The organism is Qipengyuania nanhaisediminis, from assembly GCF_045862805.1.
Lineage (GTDB): Bacteria > Pseudomonadota > Alphaproteobacteria > Sphingomonadales > Sphingomonadaceae > Erythrobacter > Erythrobacter nanhaisediminis_A.
In genome coordinates this window covers 2,524,922-2,539,388 of sequence record NZ_AP025760.1, presented here as the reverse complement: position 1 = coordinate 2,539,388, position 14,467 = coordinate 2,524,922, and the positions used below count along the sequence as shown (strand labels likewise).

General features: G+C 64.1%; 18 protein-coding genes. 7 read left to right on the top strand and 11 right to left on the bottom strand.

What is annotated here, in order from left to right:
* Positions 1 to 9 precede the first annotated feature (9 nt).
* The 4 genes from ACKTSM_RS12335 (at position 10) to ACKTSM_RS12320 (ending at position 2,730) form a co-directional block, all read left to right on the top strand.
* Positions 10 to 594, top strand: a complete 585-nt coding sequence (locus tag ACKTSM_RS12335; RefSeq protein WP_407874946.1) for a fasciclin domain-containing protein — start codon at positions 10 to 12, stop codon at positions 592 to 594.
* A 79-nt stretch (positions 595 to 673) separates the two neighbouring features.
* Entirely contained in the window at positions 674 to 1,126 is a 453-nt protein-coding gene (locus ACKTSM_RS12330) for a COG3650 family protein (RefSeq protein WP_407874945.1), read from the top strand.
* Between the two features lie 120 nt (positions 1,127 to 1,246).
* Positions 1,247 to 2,332, top strand: coding sequence for a PAS domain-containing protein (locus ACKTSM_RS12325; RefSeq protein WP_407874944.1), 1,086 nt, complete (start codon positions 1,247 to 1,249; stop codon positions 2,330 to 2,332).
* The gene (locus ACKTSM_RS12320) at positions 2,329 to 2,730 is read left to right on the top strand and encodes a response regulator (RefSeq protein ID WP_407874943.1); all 402 of its coding nucleotides are present in this window, start codon (positions 2,329 to 2,331) and stop codon (positions 2,728 to 2,730) included. Before ACKTSM_RS12325 ends, ACKTSM_RS12320 begins: the two co-directional genes overlap by 4 nt.
* A gap of 6 nt (positions 2,731 to 2,736) precedes the next feature.
* On the opposite strand, the gene ACKTSM_RS12315 is transcribed toward ACKTSM_RS12320, so the two are convergent.
* Positions 2,737 to 4,005 (bottom strand): S41 family peptidase, encoded by a 1,269-nt coding sequence (locus ACKTSM_RS12315; protein ID WP_407874942.1) that lies wholly within the window; start codon positions 4,003 to 4,005, stop codon positions 2,737 to 2,739.
* A gap of 413 nt (positions 4,006 to 4,418) precedes the next feature.
* On the opposite strand from ACKTSM_RS12315, the gene ACKTSM_RS12310 reads away from it, so the two are divergent.
* Together ACKTSM_RS12310 and ACKTSM_RS12305 are read left to right on the top strand one after the other, a co-directional pair.
* Positions 4,419 to 5,009: a YbhB/YbcL family Raf kinase inhibitor-like protein gene (locus ACKTSM_RS12310; RefSeq protein WP_407874941.1), complete on the top strand. Its 591-nt coding sequence runs from the start codon at positions 4,419 to 4,421 to the stop codon at positions 5,007 to 5,009.
* 27 nt (positions 5,010 to 5,036) lie between these two features.
* Entirely contained in the window at positions 5,037 to 5,288 is a 252-nt protein-coding gene (locus tag ACKTSM_RS12305; RefSeq protein ID WP_407874940.1) for an SWIB/MDM2 domain-containing protein, read from the top strand.
* Between the two features lie 24 nt (positions 5,289 to 5,312).
* On the opposite strand, the gene ACKTSM_RS12300 is transcribed toward ACKTSM_RS12305, so the two are convergent.
* Positions 5,313 to 5,576, bottom strand: coding sequence for a DUF3253 domain-containing protein (locus tag ACKTSM_RS12300; RefSeq protein WP_407874939.1), 264 nt, complete (start codon positions 5,574 to 5,576; stop codon positions 5,313 to 5,315).
* Positions 5,573 to 5,974, bottom strand: coding sequence for a DoxX family protein (locus ACKTSM_RS12295; RefSeq protein ID WP_407874938.1), 402 nt, complete (start codon positions 5,972 to 5,974; stop codon positions 5,573 to 5,575). Before ACKTSM_RS12295 ends, ACKTSM_RS12300 begins: the two co-directional genes overlap by 4 nt.
* Positions 5,975 to 6,099: 125 nt before the next feature.
* Between ACKTSM_RS12295 and ACKTSM_RS12290 the strand changes: the two genes are divergently transcribed.
* Positions 6,100 to 7,419, top strand: coding sequence for a dipeptidase (locus tag ACKTSM_RS12290; protein ID WP_407874937.1), 1,320 nt, complete (start codon positions 6,100 to 6,102; stop codon positions 7,417 to 7,419).
* Positions 7,420 to 7,431: 12 nt separating this feature from the next.
* Here the strand turns inward: ACKTSM_RS12290 and ACKTSM_RS12285 are convergent, their stop codons facing one another.
* The 8 genes from ACKTSM_RS12285 to ACKTSM_RS12250 form a co-directional block, all read right to left on the bottom strand.
* Positions 7,432 to 7,623, bottom strand: a complete 192-nt coding sequence (locus tag ACKTSM_RS12285; RefSeq protein WP_407874936.1) for a DUF3008 family protein — start codon at positions 7,621 to 7,623, stop codon at positions 7,432 to 7,434.
* A complete protein-coding gene (locus tag ACKTSM_RS12280; protein WP_407874935.1) occupies positions 7,623 to 7,856 on the bottom strand; it encodes a DUF2945 domain-containing protein in 234 nt (77 codons plus the stop codon). The genes ACKTSM_RS12285 and ACKTSM_RS12280 overlap by 1 nt, the downstream gene beginning before the upstream one ends.
* 67 nt (positions 7,857 to 7,923) lie before the next feature.
* Entirely contained in the window at positions 7,924 to 8,196 is a 273-nt protein-coding gene (locus ACKTSM_RS12275) for a hypothetical protein (protein WP_407874934.1), read from the bottom strand.
* Positions 8,197 to 8,277: 81 nt separating this feature from the next.
* Positions 8,278 to 9,114, bottom strand: coding sequence for a 2,3,4,5-tetrahydropyridine-2,6-dicarboxylate N-succinyltransferase (dapD, locus tag ACKTSM_RS12270; protein ID WP_407874933.1), 837 nt, complete (start codon positions 9,112 to 9,114; stop codon positions 8,278 to 8,280).
* A gap of 107 nt (positions 9,115 to 9,221) precedes the next feature.
* On the bottom strand, positions 9,222 to 10,316 hold the full coding sequence (locus tag ACKTSM_RS12265; RefSeq protein ID WP_407874932.1) for a phosphotransferase family protein: 1,095 nt from the start codon (positions 10,314 to 10,316) through the stop codon (positions 9,222 to 9,224).
* Entirely contained in the window at positions 10,316 to 11,416 is a 1,101-nt protein-coding gene (locus tag ACKTSM_RS12260; protein WP_407874931.1) for a Zn-dependent alcohol dehydrogenase, read from the bottom strand. The genes ACKTSM_RS12265 and ACKTSM_RS12260 overlap by 1 nt, the downstream gene beginning before the upstream one ends.
* A gap of 29 nt (positions 11,417 to 11,445) precedes the next feature.
* Entirely contained in the window at positions 11,446 to 12,789 is a 1,344-nt protein-coding gene (locus ACKTSM_RS12255) for an acyl-CoA dehydrogenase family protein (protein WP_407874930.1), read from the bottom strand.
* Between the two features lie 99 nt (positions 12,790 to 12,888).
* Complete coding sequence (locus tag ACKTSM_RS12250) at positions 12,889 to 14,352, bottom strand: MFS transporter (protein ID WP_407874929.1); 1,464 nt, start codon at positions 14,350 to 14,352, stop codon at positions 12,889 to 12,891.
* Between the last annotated feature and the right edge of the window lie 115 nt (positions 14,353 to 14,467).

The window sequence follows — 14,467 nt, the reverse complement described above, 5'->3', positions numbered from 1 at the left end:
CGTCTGGCAATGCAGGTGAAGTCGGCCTCGCCTCCGCTTGGCGCGGTGCTGGCGGGATCGCTCGCGCTGACGCTGGTCGCCTGCGGACCCGATCAGACCGGGGGCGGCGCTGACCGGTCAGGCGAAGCGATACCCGCGGCGATCGAGGCTCCGAAAACGCTGCTCGCCATCGTCGAGGGCGATAGCGACCTTGCACGACTGAGAACCGCGATCGAGACAGGCGAGGCGCGCGATCTCCTGACCGGCGCCGGTCCGGTCACGCTGTTCGCACCGACCGATGATGCCTTTGCTATGCTCGGCGACGGGCAGATGTCGGATCTGGAAGCGGACAGCTCTGCGATCGCGCGCATTCTTGGCTCGCACCTGGTCGAAGGCCGCCTCGATGCCGCCGCGCTGATGCAAGCCATCGCCAGCGCAGGCGCCGACGGGCACGTGATAACCACCGTGTCGGGCGCGTCCTTGCGCGCTCGGATGGACGATGGGGCGCTGGTCCTGATCGATGAATACGGCACCGAAGCGACCGTCACCGCGGCCGATATCGCCGCCGGGAATGGCCTCGTCCACACCGTTGATCGCGTCTTGACGACACGTTAAGCGCTTTGGGAAGGGCTCGTTCGCAGTGCCGCGTCAGCCCCGTTCGGCGTGGCCACGTGTTCGTTTGAGGAGAAGCGCGATGCCTACGGCGAAGTTGCACGCCACGATGTCCACGCTGCTGATCTCCGGCGCGCTTTCGGCCTGTTCGCAGCCGACCGGCAAAATCAGCCGCGATGCCGAACCGTTCGACGACATAGCGGCACACGAACGGATCGTGATGATCGGGACCGAGCCGTTCTGGAATCTCGCGATTCGTCCTCTCGAACAGGGCTACGAAGCGCACTACAAGGTGCCCGACAATCCTGATGGCGTGCGGTTCGCGCTCTCGCGATTTGCTGGCAATAACGGCCTGGGATTTGGCGGAAAACTGGGCGAGGAGGACGTGCAGGTTGCACTCACTCCAGGCCAATGCAGCGACGGCATGAGCGATCGCACCTATCCCTACACCGCGACTGTTGCGATCGGGCCCGATCTCCTGCTCGGTTGCGGCTATACCGACGAGCAACCGTTCTCAGGCGAGGAGGCGCCGTGACAAGGGGCACTTCGCATCGGAACCTGAGGCTGTCCGAGGCGTTTCCGATGAAAACCCGACCCCTGCAAACGATGTGGCCGCCCTTTTAGGACCCGGAGCGGCAAGAAGGCACGAAGATCGATGAACACCGACGACGAGAGGGAAAACGCACGCTCGCAACAGGCCGCCTTGCGGTTTGACGATGCTCCTGAACGTTTCCGTGCCGGGAATTCGGCTGACCATTTTGCCGGCGCATCGGGCGTCCTGTTCGAACAGGCCATGGCGCAGACCCGGATGGCGATCTGCCTCGTCGATCCGCATGGCGAAGACCTTCCGATCATCTTCGCCAACCGCGCATTTCGACGGCTGACCGGATATTCCGAAGACGAGATCATCGGGCGCAATTGCCGCTTTCTCCAGGGGCCGCGCACCGATCCCGACGCGATCGCGCGGCTGCGCGATGCCATCGCCAACGAAGAAGTGGTGGTGGTAGAGATGGTCAATTACCGCAAGAACGGCACCGCCTTCTGGAACGCGCTGCATGTCGGGCCGATCTACAACACCGAGGGCGAGCTGGTTTATTTCTTCGGAAGCCAGTGGGACGTGTCCGATGTTCGCGCAGCGCGTGCCGAAGAACAATATGCTCGCGAAATGTCGCGCGAATTGTCGCACCGGATGAAGAACATGTTCTCGGTCATTTCGGGTATCGTGAACGTCACCGGCCGGATGCGCGGGATGAAGGACGAAGCGGCCGAGATTAATTCGCGGATCCAGGCGCTTGGCAGGGCCTACGAGACCACGCTCGACGATGCATCGAGCGGGAATATCAGCGTTGCGGATTCGATCCGCGGCGTTCTCGAACCCTATGACCGCGACGGCTCGCGCCTCGAATTGCTCGGCAATGGGGTGCGCATGCCGTTTCCGGTCATCTCTGTGGTGGGGCTGGTGCTGCACGAGCTGGCGGCCAATGCCGGCAAATACGGTGCCTGGACGACCGAGGAAGGCGTCGTAACGGTCGATTGGCGAATGGAGCCGGAATACGAGAACCTGGTGATCGAATGGAACGAGAAGGGCGGCCCCAAGGTCGACCCCGATGCGATCGGCAAGGGCGCGGGCACCGCGATCGTCGACCGCCTTCTGGCGAGTTCCGAAGGCCATATCGAGCGCGAATGGAGCGATGATGGACTGAAGGCGAAGATCGTCGTGCCGGCGCGAGGGATGGCATGAACGAAAACCTGACCGTGCTGATCCTCGAGGACGAGCCGCTGATCCTGCTCGACCTCGAGTTCGCCGGCGAGGATCGCGATTGCCGCATCGTCTCAACGCGCAATTGCAGCGATGCGCTTGCCAGGCTTTCCGAGGACATCGACTTCGATGTCGCGATTCTCGATGTGTCGCTCGGCAAGGGGGAGACCTGCGTGCCGGTCGCCCGCGAACTCACCAATCAGGGCATCCCCTTCCTGCTTCACACCGGCGATCTCAACCGGCATCAGGAACGGGTCCGCAATCTCAACGCCCCGATCGTACCCAAGCCTGCTGCATCCGATGCCGTGATCGCTGCGGCAATCGCGCTGTGCAAGGACGGCGACAAGGGCGACGACCGCATGCGCTACGCCGCAGGCTGAGGCCGGTCAGAACAAGCCGGGAATTTCGTGCTGGGCTGCAGTGGGCTGTTCGGGCCGCAGCGCTTCGAGCCGGGGGCGAGCTTGCGCAATGCTGTCGCCAGATCCCTTGGAAATCGCCGTGCAGCTCTGGCCGTTGAGAAAGTCGAGAGCGGTCGCGATCGATGCCTCATTGGGTTCGCCGAGTTGGACCGCGATTTCGTCGGCGGCACGGCAGGTGTTGGGCATCACGCTTGCAAGGCCGGTGAAATAGTCGCCATTGCCGTTCGCGTTGAGCGTCTGGAAGGTCACCGCCCGGATCCTGAGATCGCAGGCATCGAGATCGAAGGCGAACTGGCCGACTGGCTTGCCCGACGTGTCGCTGCCCACGATCGCGATCGAATCCGCGTCGAGATAGGGGAGCATGGCATTGATCACCAGTTCGCTCGCCGAAGCCGTCGCGCCGGTGGTCACGAATGCGATCTTGCTCGGCTGCAGCGACTGCGCCTCGGGTTCGAACAGCTCGGTGCGGTTTTCCGAGGACTTGGATTCGCGCAGCACGGTCTGGCTGAAGACCTGGCCGCCCCGGTTTTCACCCAGCAGGTCGCCGATTTTCTCTGCCAGGGAGACCAGCCCGCCGCCATTGTAGCGGAAATCGATCACCAGCTCGTCAACCCCGTTGGCGTTGAACAGTTGCCAGGCGTCGCGCAATTGCGCATCGGCGCTGCTCGGGAAGAAGGTTCGGAAATTGAGATAGCCGACATTGCGGCCATTATCGGTGATGATGAGCGCGCCGTAACGATCCGAGATCGGGTCGAGTGAGAATTCCGACTTGGTGATCGCCACCTCGATCACCGTCCCGTCGACCGTGGTGAAGCGCAGGACGCGGGTTACGCCCGGATCGGAGGGGCCGAGCGCTTCGATCACGGCTTGCGGACCTCCGGTGGCCATCAGCGAGGCGACGCTTTGCAGATTGGATGAATCGGTCCCGATCGCGGTGATCTCGGTGCCGCGATCCATTCCCGCGGCAAAGCCCGGCGCGTTCTCGAAGGCCTCGAGCAGGAAGACCCGGTCGTTCGCGGTGTCGTAGGACAGGCGAATGCCGAAGCCTGCGCTCGACCCCGAATTGATCAGCGCGTTCTCTGCCGCGATCGAGGTCGCGAAGGTAAAGCCCTTGTCACGCGATTGCGCGCGCGCGGGCGCGACACGCGCGTCGAGATAAGCCTGGACCGAAGTGAAATTGGCAGGGTTTACCGAATTGTTGAGCAGGTCGGGGAACAGATACCATTCGTCGAGCACGTCGCCGGCAAAGGCAATCTGGTTGGCGAGCGAACAGGCCCCGCCGCCGGTGGGCGGGTTGCCGCCGCCTCCGCCCGGGTTCGATCCGCCTCCGCCGCAAGCCGCGAGCGCCAGAGCGAGGGTCGCACTGAGCGCGGTGCGCCCGGCGATTGAAAGCTTGGTGTTGGTGCGGATGGTGCGACTCCGGGCGGTTCAAGTGGGTGAATTGGGGCCATCTGGCGGACACGAACCATGCCTCGACGCCCGGCAAACGGCAAGCGCGTGCATCTTGTCCACCGCCGCCCGGACGCCCGATCGGCTGAAAACCTTCGGTTTTTGGAGAGTTTTCCCCACAAAGCCGGGCAAATTGGGCGCTGCTCCCTCGTTTTGGGTCCGCGTTCGGACTAGCTACGAGGGGATGGAACGACAGAATCATGCCTGACTTGCCCGATTGGATTGCCGCCAAGCTGCCTTCTGCCGCGCAGCATCCGGGCCTTGCCGTCGCCCAGCTCGGCGATGCCCGCAGCCTCGAGCGCGGCGGCTTCAAGCTGTCGAGCCCGGCCTTTGCCGCGGGCGAGGAACTCGACCCGTGTTTCACCGCCAAGGAAGAGGACGCGGTCGCGCCTCCGCTGGAATGGACCTCGCCGCCGCCCGGTTCGCAAGAACTGGTCATCATCGTCGAGGATGCGACCGATCCATCCGCCGACCCGGCCTGCCACTGGCTGGTCTGGGGGCTGCCCGGGCAATTGGGCAAGCTGCTCGAAGGCGAAGTGCCGCCGCGCGCGGGCAAGAACGCGCATGGCAATTCCGAATGGCTGCTCCCCGACCCGCCGGTCGGCGAGACGCGCCACTACGTATTTCAGATATTTGCCACCGACCTTCCGCTGACGCTGATGCCGGGGGCAAGCCGCGAAGACCTGATCGCTGCGATCAAGGGCTTCGTGACCGGATGCGACGTCCTTTACGCCCCGTTCACCGGCACCGATGCCGATGACGGTGCCTGGGGCGGCGATGATTTCGAATAACCTGCCATTTCAAAAGGGAGACTAATCATGGCTGGAAAGACCAACGCACTGCAGAAGCCGGTGAACCTTTCGAGCGAGCTCGAAAACGTTGTCGGCAAGGGTCCGATGACCCGCGCTCAGGTGACCTCGAAGGTCTGGGAATACATCAAGGCCAACGGCCTGCAGGATTCGCAGGACAAGCGCCAGATCAATCCCGATGCCAAGCTCGGCGCGGTGATCGGCAAGGACCAGATCTCGATGTTCAAGATGACCGCAGCGGTCTCGAAGCACCTCAGCTAAACCGGCTGGCAAGCCCGGGCGCTGTCAGGCGTCCGGCGCGGCAGGCTGGCGGCGCGCGATGCGATAGGCACCGCGTCGCCGGCTGAGCCGTTTTCCTTTCCACGACAGAGCGATGACGCCGCTTTCGAGCAGGCCGTCGACCGCTGCGTGGACATCTTCCATGTGATGCCGCCAGTCGCCGTCAACGCCCGCGACACGGCGCGCAGCCTCGCTCGGGCAGATCGTGGCTCGCGCCGCGCGCGCGTCGAGCAGGGCGAGTATTGCCGTTTTCGCCGCCGATACGGTCACGACCGCTTCTTGCGCCAGGGCAGGCGAACCTCGCCCACCCACAAGGCCCAGGCAATCAGGACCGGCTGCGCGAACATGCGCGGCACGTGATAACCGAGCCCCAGTCCGCCATCCTCGCGCGCCATGTCCATCGCGAAATGGTTGATATTGGCCGGCCACACGCACAGCGCGTAGAGCGCAAGGCCGATCCCCGCCGCGCGACGCAACCGGATATCAAAGGGCTGGAGCAGCCCGATCGCTCCGAATATTTCCGCAATGCCGGTCGCAAGGACGATCTCCTCGGGGAAGGGAAGCGCACCCGGCATGATCGCGAGGAACGGTTCGGGCCGCACGAGGTGGAGATATCCCGCATAGCCATAAAAGGCCGCGAGCACGATGCGCAGCACCAGCTTGATCATCGCGCCATGCCCCGGCGAGATCCGCGCGGCGAGGCGATTTGTCGGCCGGGCACTTGCGCGCTAATCGGTTGGTTCATATCCGTTTCCCCTCGTGCACCGCGTTCCTACAGGGAGTTTTCCGCCTCATGCAATATCGCCCGCACCGCTCCGCTGCACTTGCGGCCCTTGTCGCTCTGGTCGCAGCGCCGCTCGCCGCGCAGCAGGCCGAACCGCTGCCGGAAGACGAGGCGCCCGGCGCGAGCGACCCCGCGATGGTCGCTGCCGAGGCGGCGCTTGCCAACGCGCCGGTCTTTGACGGGCACAACGATGTGCCGATCCAGTTGCGGGCACGTTTCGACAACCAGATCAACGATTTCGACTTCGCCGATACCAGCGATACCGGCGAGACCCATGCCGCGGGACGGGCGATGCACACCGATCTCGCGCGGCTCGAACGCGGCCGGGTGGGCGCGCAATATTGGTCGGTCTACGTGCCTGCCAGCCTCGACGAACCCGAAGCGGTGCAGATGACGATCGAACAGATCGACGTGACCAAGCGGCTGATTGATCGCTATCCCCAGGCCCTGCAATTCGCGACCACCGCCGACGAGGTGGAAACCGCGATGGCCGAGGGCCGCGTGGCTTCGCTGCTCGGAATGGAGGGCGGTCATTCAATCGGGTCGAGCCTTGCGGTGCTGCGCCAGATGTATGCTCTGGGCGCGCGCTACATGACGCTCACCCACGGCCGCAACACGCCCTGGGCCGACAGCGCGACTGACGATCCCGAACATGGCGGGCTGACCGAATTCGGGCGCGACGTGGTGCGCGAGATGAACCGGATCGGCATGCTGGTCGATCTCAGCCACGTCAGCGAGGAAGCGATGCACGACGCGCTCGACGTGGCGCGCGCGCCGGTCATTTTCAGCCATTCGGGCGTGCGTGCGGTCAACGGCCATGCGCGCAACGTGCCTGACAGTGTCCTTGAACGCCTGCCTGGCAACGGGGGCATCGTGATGGTCGTTGCGCTGCCCGGCTTCCTCAACGAGGAGCGCCGCCATTGGTATGCCTTGCGAGAGGCCGAGCAGGCGCGCCTCGCATCGCTCCACCAGGGCCAGCCGAGCATGGTCGAGGCGGCCATGGCCGAATGGGACGCCGCCAATCCCGAACCTGCAACCACGATCGCTCACATGGCGGACCATATCGACCACATCCGCGAGAAAATCGGGGTCGAATATATCGGCATCGGTGCCGATTTCGACGGCATGCCGACCGGCCCGGTCGGTTTCGAGGATGTCGGCGGCTATCCGGCGCTGTTCGCCGAACTGGCGCGTCGCGGCTATTCGGAGGTCGAGATGGAAATGATCGCCAGCCGCAACGCGCTCCGCGTGCTGCGCGAGGCCGAACAATATGCCGGACAGGTGATGGGCAGCGACCCGATCGAGACGTTGCTGCCCAGCGAGGACTGACGCGCAAAAGCGTTAGTCGTCGCCCTTCTTCTCGGGCAGGTCGTCGCGTGAGGTCGAGGCCATCTCCTCGAGCTCGTCCTCGCTCATGCTTTCGACCATGTCCTTTGACGCGCCCTTGAGGTCGGACTTGTCGGTTTCGCCACGCTTGGCCGACAATGCCGCGCCGGCGGCCTTTTGCTGTGCCTTGCTGGTTGCCTTGGCCATCAGTCCTTGTCCCAGTTCTCAAGCTCGCTGCCGCGCTTGAGCACCTCGTCGCCGTCTTCCTGCTTGATCAGGTAAGCGGGATTGTCGCTGTCGCCGTCCTTGGTGACTTCGTTGCCCTGCAAGGTGCGAGTCACCTCGCGCTCGAAACGCTCGGTGACCCGGCCCTTGCCATAGCCATCGCCCCACGACCACTTGACGTATTGGTCGGTCTGGAAACTGTTCGCATTGCTCATTATCGGCTCCTGGATTGTTCAGGAAGCCAACGGGTTCAACCGCAAACGGGTTCCGCGTAGGTCAGGCTTACTCGGCCTCTTCCTCGAGCCCGACGACACCGTCCGTGTCCTCATCGGCGTCGTTCGCCTCGACCGCCTCGACCGCTTCCTCGGTGCCGGTAACGGTCGCCGCGCTTTCGACCTCGCCCTGGGTAAGCGCGCCGGTCATCCAGGCGACCGACATCGCGATGATCGCGAGCAGCACGCTGATGCCGAGGACGTAGCGCATCACGCCGCTGGATTCCGCGCCGCGCGCTTCTTCGTCTTCGATGTGGACTTCGTTGTTCTTTTCGTAGGACATAAATTCTCCGTTCGATCTCTTATACACCCAGCCGGCCCCGGCTGAAAAGCCCGATCAGCACCTGCCGAGCCTGACGAAATCTCAATCGCGCAGCAGATCGTTGATCCCGGTTTTCGAACGCGTCTGCGCATCGACCGTCTTGACGATCACCGCGCAATAGAGCGCGGGGCCGGGCGATCCGTCGGCGAGCGGCTTGCCGGGCAGGGTGCCGGGAGCCACCACCGCGTAGGGCGGCACCTCGCCCATGTGCACTTCGCCGGTGGCACGGTCGATGATCTTGGTCGACGCGCCGAGATAGACACCCATCGAAAGCACCGCGCCTTCGCCCACGCGCACGCCCTCGGCAACCTCGCTGCGCGCGCCGATAAAGGCGCCGTCGCCGATGATCACCGGTTCGGCCTGCAAGGGTTCGAGCACACCGCCGATTCCGGCGCCGCCCGAGATGTGGACATTGGCGCCGATCTGCGCGCACGAGCCGACCGTCGCCCAGGTGTCGATCATCGTGCCTTCACCGACATAGGCGCCGATATTGACGAAGCTCGGCATCAGCACCGCGCCCTTGCCGATAAAGCTGCCGCGCCGGACGATCGCTCCGGGAACGACGCGGAAACCGGCTTCCTTGAAACGGTTGTCACCCCAGCCAGCGAACTTGATCGGCACCTTGTCATAAGCCGCATCGCCCGCCGCCGCGCCTTCCATCACGCGGTTGTCATTGAGGCGGAAGGAGAGCAGCACTGCCTTTTTCAGCCACTGGTTGACCGTCCAGCTGCCATCGGGCCCGGGCTGGGCGACGCGCGCCTCGCCGCTGTCGAGCAATTGCAGCGCCTCGCTCACCGCGTGGCGAACATCGCTGCCGGGCGTGATGTCAGCGCGGTTTTCCCAGGCTTCCTCGATCTGGCTCACCAGTGTGTCGGTCATGTCTGCTCCGGTTGCGGGGGGGCGCGCCCCCCTTGGTTGATTGCCAGTGCTGCTAGCGAGCCGCGCGTGGTGCGGCAAGGCTCGCAAACGCCATCGGGCAGTCGCGCCTATTCGGGCATCCCGGCATCGCGCGCGAAGGCATAGGCGCGTTCGACCAGCGGGGCGACGCGTTCGCTCATCGCCTTGGCATGGGCCGAAGAGGCGGTGCCGTCGATCACGCGCTTCTTGATGCCCTGCATGATCCCCGCGAGCCGAAACAGGTTGTAAGCGAAATACCAGTCCATCGGCGGCACCGGATAGCCGGTTGCCGCGACATAGCGTTCGACCGCTTCCTCGACCGTGGGAATGCCAAGTTCGGCCAGGTCGAGCCCGAGAAGCCCTGCGCGCCCGTCGGCGGGCTGGAACCAGTTGAGCATCAGGTAGCTGAAATCGGCGATCGGATCGCCCAGCGTCGACAATTCCCAGTCGAGCACCGCGATCACACGGTTTTCCTCGGCATGGAAGATGACGTTGTCGAGCCGGTAATCGCCGTGGACCACGCTGGATTCGTGCTGCGGCGGAATGGTCTCGGGCAACCATTCGATCAGCCGCTCCATCTGCGGCATGTGCTCGGTCTCGGACAGCTTGTACTGCTTCGACCAGCGGGCGATCTGGCGCGCGCAGTAATCGGTCGGCTTGCCGTAATCGCCAAGCCCGATTTCCTCCGGCTTGTTGAGGTGCAGTTCGGCCATGGTGTCGATCAGCGCGTTGTAGAGTTCGCGGCGTTGATCAGGCTCCATGCCCGGCAGCGCGCCGTTCCAGAGCGACCGCCCATCGGCAAGGCTCATCACGAAGAACTTGGAGCCGATCACTTGCGGGTCTTCGCAAAGGCCATAGGTTTTTGGGACCGGGAAACCGGTGGGATACAGCCCCGTCATCGCAGCATATTCGCGGTCGACCGCATGCGCGCTCGGCAGCAGCTTGCCAAAAGGCTGGCGGCGCAGGACATAGCTCTGGCCGGGCGTATCGATCTTGTAGGTCGGGTTCGACTGACCGCCCTTGAACTTGGTGTAGTGGATCGGCCCGGCAAAGCCTTCGACATTGGCATCGAACCACGCGGTGAGCGCTTCGAGATCGAGCTTGTCGCGTTCCTCGACCGCGACGGTGCCGACCATCTCCTTGTCGAAATCGATATCGGGCATGCCGGTCCTGTCGTCAGCCATCAGTCGAACACCACCACGCTGCGCGCATGGCTCCCTTCGCGCATCCTGTCGAAACCTTCATTGACCTGGTCGAGCGAAATGCGCTCGGCAATGATCGTGTCGAGGTCGAGCAGGCCGCGCATGTAGAAATCGACGAGGCGCGGGAGGTCGACCGGGAAGTGGTTCATCCCCATGATCGCGCCCATCAGCTTCTTGCCGCCGAGCAGGTCCATCGCTCCGAGCCCGACTTTGCAGTCCAGCGGCATCATGCCGAGGATCACTGCGGTTCCGCCGCGCCTGAGCGAAGCGACCGCCAGGTCCGCAGAAGCCTGCCGGCCCACCGCCTCGATCCCCCAGTGAACGCCGCCACCGGACAGCGCGTGGATCTGGGCCACGGCGTCCTCTGCCAGCGCATCGACCGTGTCGGTCGCGCCCAGAACCTTGGCGAGTTCGCGCTTTTCGGGAATCGGGTCGGCGGCGATGACCTTGCCGGCTCCGGCGATCCTTGCCGCATTGATCGTCGCAAGGCCAACCCCGCCGCAGCCGACCACCAGCACGGTTTCGCCGGGCGTCACCTTGCAGGCGTTGAAGATCGTGCCAGCGCCCGTCGTCACCGCGCAGCCGATGACCGCCGCGCGGTCCAACGGCATGTCCTTGTCGATCGCGACACAGGCATTCTCGTGGATCAGCATCTGTTCGCTGAGCGCTGACAGGTTGAGCATCTGGCTGACCGGTTCGACCCCGCCCGATGCATCGGCGCGGGTGATGCGCGGGGCATCGCCCTTGGCGCGCCGCGTGCCTGCGCCAAGGCACAGCGCCATACGGCCCGTGACGCAGAACTCGCACTGGCCGCAAAAGGCGCTGAGACAGGTGACGACATGGTCGCCCGGCTTCACCGTCTTCACCTCCGAGCCGACCGCGCGCACCACACCTGCCGCTTCGTGCCCCGGGATGCAGGGGACCGCGTGCGGATAGGCGCCGTCGATGAAATGGAGGTCCGAATGGCACAGCCCGCAGGCCTTGGTGTCGATCAGCACTTCATGGGCGAGCGGTTCGCCCATTTCCACGTCGCCGATGACCAGGCCCTGTCCGGGCGTCTCGAGAATGGCCGCTTTCGCCATGTCAGGCTTTCTCCTTCAGCCCTGTCGCTTCAGCGCGTTGCGCCGACATCGCCCGACGAAAACGCCGCGGCACTTCCCGCGCTTGCCGTGCGGGCATTGCTGCCACGCAGGGCGTTGGCGCTCGGTCCTTCGCTGGGCTGATGCTTGCCGAATTCCATCCGCGCAATCGAGCGGGCATGAACCTCGTCCGGCCCATCGGCGAGCCGCAGCGTGCGCTGGTGGGCATAGGCGCTTGCCAAACCGTAATCGTTCGACACGCCGCCGCCACCATGCGCCTGGATCGCATCGTCGATGATCCGCAGCGCCATGTTGGGGGCCTGCACCTTGATCATCGCGATTTCCTGCTTGGCGGACTTGTTGCCGACCTTGTCCATCATGTCGGCGGCCTTGAGGCACAGGAGACGTGTCATGTCGATATCGATGCGGGCGCGCGCAACGCGTTCTTCCCAGACCGAGTGCTTGTAGATCGGCTTGCCGAACGCCTCGCGTTCCTGCAGCCGGCGGCACATCTTGGCGAGCGCCTCCTCGGCAACGCCGATCGTTCGCATGCAATGGTGGATGCGGCCCGGGCCGAGGCGACCCTGCGCGATCTCGAAACCGCGGCCTTCGCCAAGGAGCATGTTGGTCGCAGGCACGCGCACGTCCTTCATCTCGACTTCCATGTGGCCGTGCGGGGCATCGTCATAGCCAAAGACGGGCAAGTGACGGATCACGTTCACGCCGGGCGTGTCGATCGGCATCAGGATCATCGATTGCTGCGCGTGGCGCTGGGCCTCGAAATCGGTCTTGCCCATGACGATCGCGACCTTGCAGCGCGGATCGCCGAGGCCCGAGGACCACCACTTGCGCCCGTTGATGACATATTCATCGCCGTCGCGTTCGATCCGGGTCTCGATATTGGTGGCGTCCGAAGAGGCGGTATAGGGCTCGGTCATCAGGAAGGCGGAACGGATCTCGCCGTTCATCAGCGGACGCAGCCACTCCTCCTTCTGTTCGCGCGTGCCATAGCGGTGGAACACTTCCATGTTCCCGGTGTCGGGCGCGGAGCAGTTGAACACTTCCGATGCCCATCCGATCCGGCCCATCTCCTCGGCGCAAAGCGCATATTCGAGATTGGTGAGGCCGGGGCCGTCGAATTCGAACGTGTCGTCGACATGGTGGTGGCTGTCATTGCGCGGCGGCATGAACAGGTTCCAGATGCCCTGTTCCTTGGCGATCTTCTTCTTGTCCTCGATGATCTGGATGACCTTCCACCGATCGCCTTCGGCGTCCTGCTGGGCATAGGTGTCCATGTTGGGGCGAACGTGCTGCTCGATGAAATCGCGCACGCGGTCGCGCCAGTAGACCTGGCGTTCGGTGGGCTGGAAATCCATGGCTGTCTTCCTCTCAAGTCCTGAAATGCAATCGAATCTGTTGGCCGCGACCGTGGCAGAGCGCAAGAGGCGCGCCAAGGGCTCATTTGCGCTCGCCGGTCAGCTGAGACCGGGATTGTGCGCCTTTGCCGCGAGTGCCGCATCGCGCCGCTCGACCCGCGCCTCGTGCTCTTCGCGGGTGATCGGGAACCGGCCGAGCCAGAACGCGGCAAGCAGCGCCAGCACCGTGGTCGCCACCGCGAAGGTGATGATCATCGTGGCAAGCACGCTCATGGGCACATTGCCCGGATCCGCGCCCTGTTCGAGCTGCGAGAATCCGATGATCTGCCCGGTCAGCGCCGCGCCAAGTCCGGTCGCGCATTTCTGCACCAGCCAATTGCCTGAGTAGAACGATCCCTCGGCGCGCCTGCCAGTGCGTTCCTCGAAGGCCTCGACGATCTCGGCGACCATCGAGGATGCCGAGATCATCACGACCACTCCAAACATGTTGGCAAAGATCACGAAGGCGAAATAGAGCGCGGTCGACGACAGGCTTGTGACCTGCGGCCACCAGCCGATCAGGAACAGCGCATAGGGAATGATGGCGAGGACCAGCGCGATGATCGCGCTGACAGCCGCGCTCTTTGGCTTGCCGAAACGGGCGTGCATCGGTCCCACAAGCACGAACATGCCGATGATCGAGATGCCCAGGATGATTGGGTATGCGGTCAGCCCGTTTAACCATTCCGGCCCCCAGCTGAAGCTGACCCGGTCGAGCTGCCAGACATAGATGTTGAGATAGTTCGAGATCGAGAACGTCATCCCCTGGCTGATATAGGCGGCAAGCCCGCCCACCGCGAACACCAGGAACGCCTTTTCGCTGAAAGCCTCGAAAATCTCGCCAAAGGCTTCTTTCAGATTGAACGGGGCAGGGCGAGTTTCAGGCAGCTTGGCGACAATGGCGTGCTGGCCTATGGCCGAACCGAGCACCGCGATCGCCATGACCGCCGCGCCGAACATGCCGAACTCGGCATAGCCGTCCTGCGTCAGCAGCCCGTTTTCCCCTGGCATGAACACGGTGTATGCGAGGATCATCATCATGATCCCGCCCATCCAGCCCGACAGGTAGCGGTAGCGGAACAATGTGGTGCGCTCGTGATAGTCCGAGGTAATCTCGGGCACGAGGCTGACCGAGGGAACCTCGCAGGCCGACAGCAGGATCCGCACCCCGACCATGATCGCCAGCAGGCCGAGCGCGCCGGGCGCTTCACCCCCGGGCGGCGACCACAGCAATACCCAGACGAAAGCCAGCGGGATCGGCGCGATATAGAGCCAAGGCAGCCGCCTGCCCCAACGCGTGTAAGTGCGGTCGGACAGATAGCCGATGATCGGATCGACAAAGGCATCGATCACCAGCGCGAGAAGCAGGATGAGGCCGACCAGCCCTGCATCCATGCCCAGGACCTGGCTGTAATAGAACAGCAGGAAGAACAGGAAGCCGCCATCCTTGACCCCGAATGCGACCGCGCCAAAGCCGTGGATCAGCTTGAAACGCATCGGCAGCTCGCCACGGATCAGGCCCATCGGCTGGCGTCTCCGGCGCGTGAAACTGGCGCGAATCTGGTCATTTGTCGGCTCTCCCCGAAGATCCAAGACCCTAGAGGTCAGGCGGCCCGCGTCAACGCTCTCGGCGCTGACG

Excerpts from the sequence above, each read along its gene's own strand:
- dapD (WP_407874933.1), bottom strand. The coding sequence starts at position 9,114 with ATGACCGACACACTGGTGAGCCAGATCGAGGAAGCCTGGGAAAACCGC.
- ACKTSM_RS12325 (WP_407874944.1), top strand. The coding sequence starts at position 1,247 with ATGAACACCGACGACGAGAGGGAAAACGCACGCTCGCAACAGGCCGCC.
- ACKTSM_RS12335 (WP_407874946.1), top strand. The coding sequence starts at position 10 with ATGCAGGTGAAGTCGGCCTCGCCTCCGCTTGGCGCGGTGCTGGCGGGA.
- ACKTSM_RS12280 (WP_407874935.1), bottom strand. The coding sequence starts at position 7,856 with ATGAGCAATGCGAACAGTTTCCAGACCGACCAATACGTCAAGTGGTCG.
- ACKTSM_RS12260 (WP_407874931.1), bottom strand. The coding sequence starts at position 11,416 with ATGGCGAAAGCGGCCATTCTCGAGACGCCCGGACAGGGCCTGGTCATC.
- ACKTSM_RS12275 (WP_407874934.1), bottom strand. The coding sequence starts at position 8,196 with ATGTCCTACGAAAAGAACAACGAAGTCCACATCGAAGACGAAGAAGCG.
- ACKTSM_RS12330 (WP_407874945.1), top strand. The coding sequence starts at position 674 with ATGCCTACGGCGAAGTTGCACGCCACGATGTCCACGCTGCTGATCTCC.
- ACKTSM_RS12320 (WP_407874943.1), top strand. The coding sequence starts at position 2,329 with ATGAACGAAAACCTGACCGTGCTGATCCTCGAGGACGAGCCGCTGATC.
- ACKTSM_RS12290 (WP_407874937.1), top strand. The coding sequence starts at position 6,100 with ATGCAATATCGCCCGCACCGCTCCGCTGCACTTGCGGCCCTTGTCGCT.
- ACKTSM_RS12255 (WP_407874930.1), bottom strand. The coding sequence starts at position 12,789 with ATGGATTTCCAGCCCACCGAACGCCAGGTCTACTGGCGCGACCGCGTG.
- ACKTSM_RS12310 (WP_407874941.1), top strand. The coding sequence starts at position 4,419 with ATGCCTGACTTGCCCGATTGGATTGCCGCCAAGCTGCCTTCTGCCGCG.
- ACKTSM_RS12305 (WP_407874940.1), top strand. The coding sequence starts at position 5,037 with ATGGCTGGAAAGACCAACGCACTGCAGAAGCCGGTGAACCTTTCGAGC.
- ACKTSM_RS12285 (WP_407874936.1), bottom strand. The coding sequence starts at position 7,623 with ATGGCCAAGGCAACCAGCAAGGCACAGCAAAAGGCCGCCGGCGCGGCA.
- ACKTSM_RS12250 (WP_407874929.1), bottom strand. The coding sequence starts at position 14,352 with ATGGGCCTGATCCGTGGCGAGCTGCCGATGCGTTTCAAGCTGATCCAC.
- ACKTSM_RS12295 (WP_407874938.1), bottom strand. The coding sequence starts at position 5,974 with ATGATCAAGCTGGTGCTGCGCATCGTGCTCGCGGCCTTTTATGGCTAT.
- ACKTSM_RS12265 (WP_407874932.1), bottom strand. The coding sequence starts at position 10,316 with ATGGCTGACGACAGGACCGGCATGCCCGATATCGATTTCGACAAGGAG.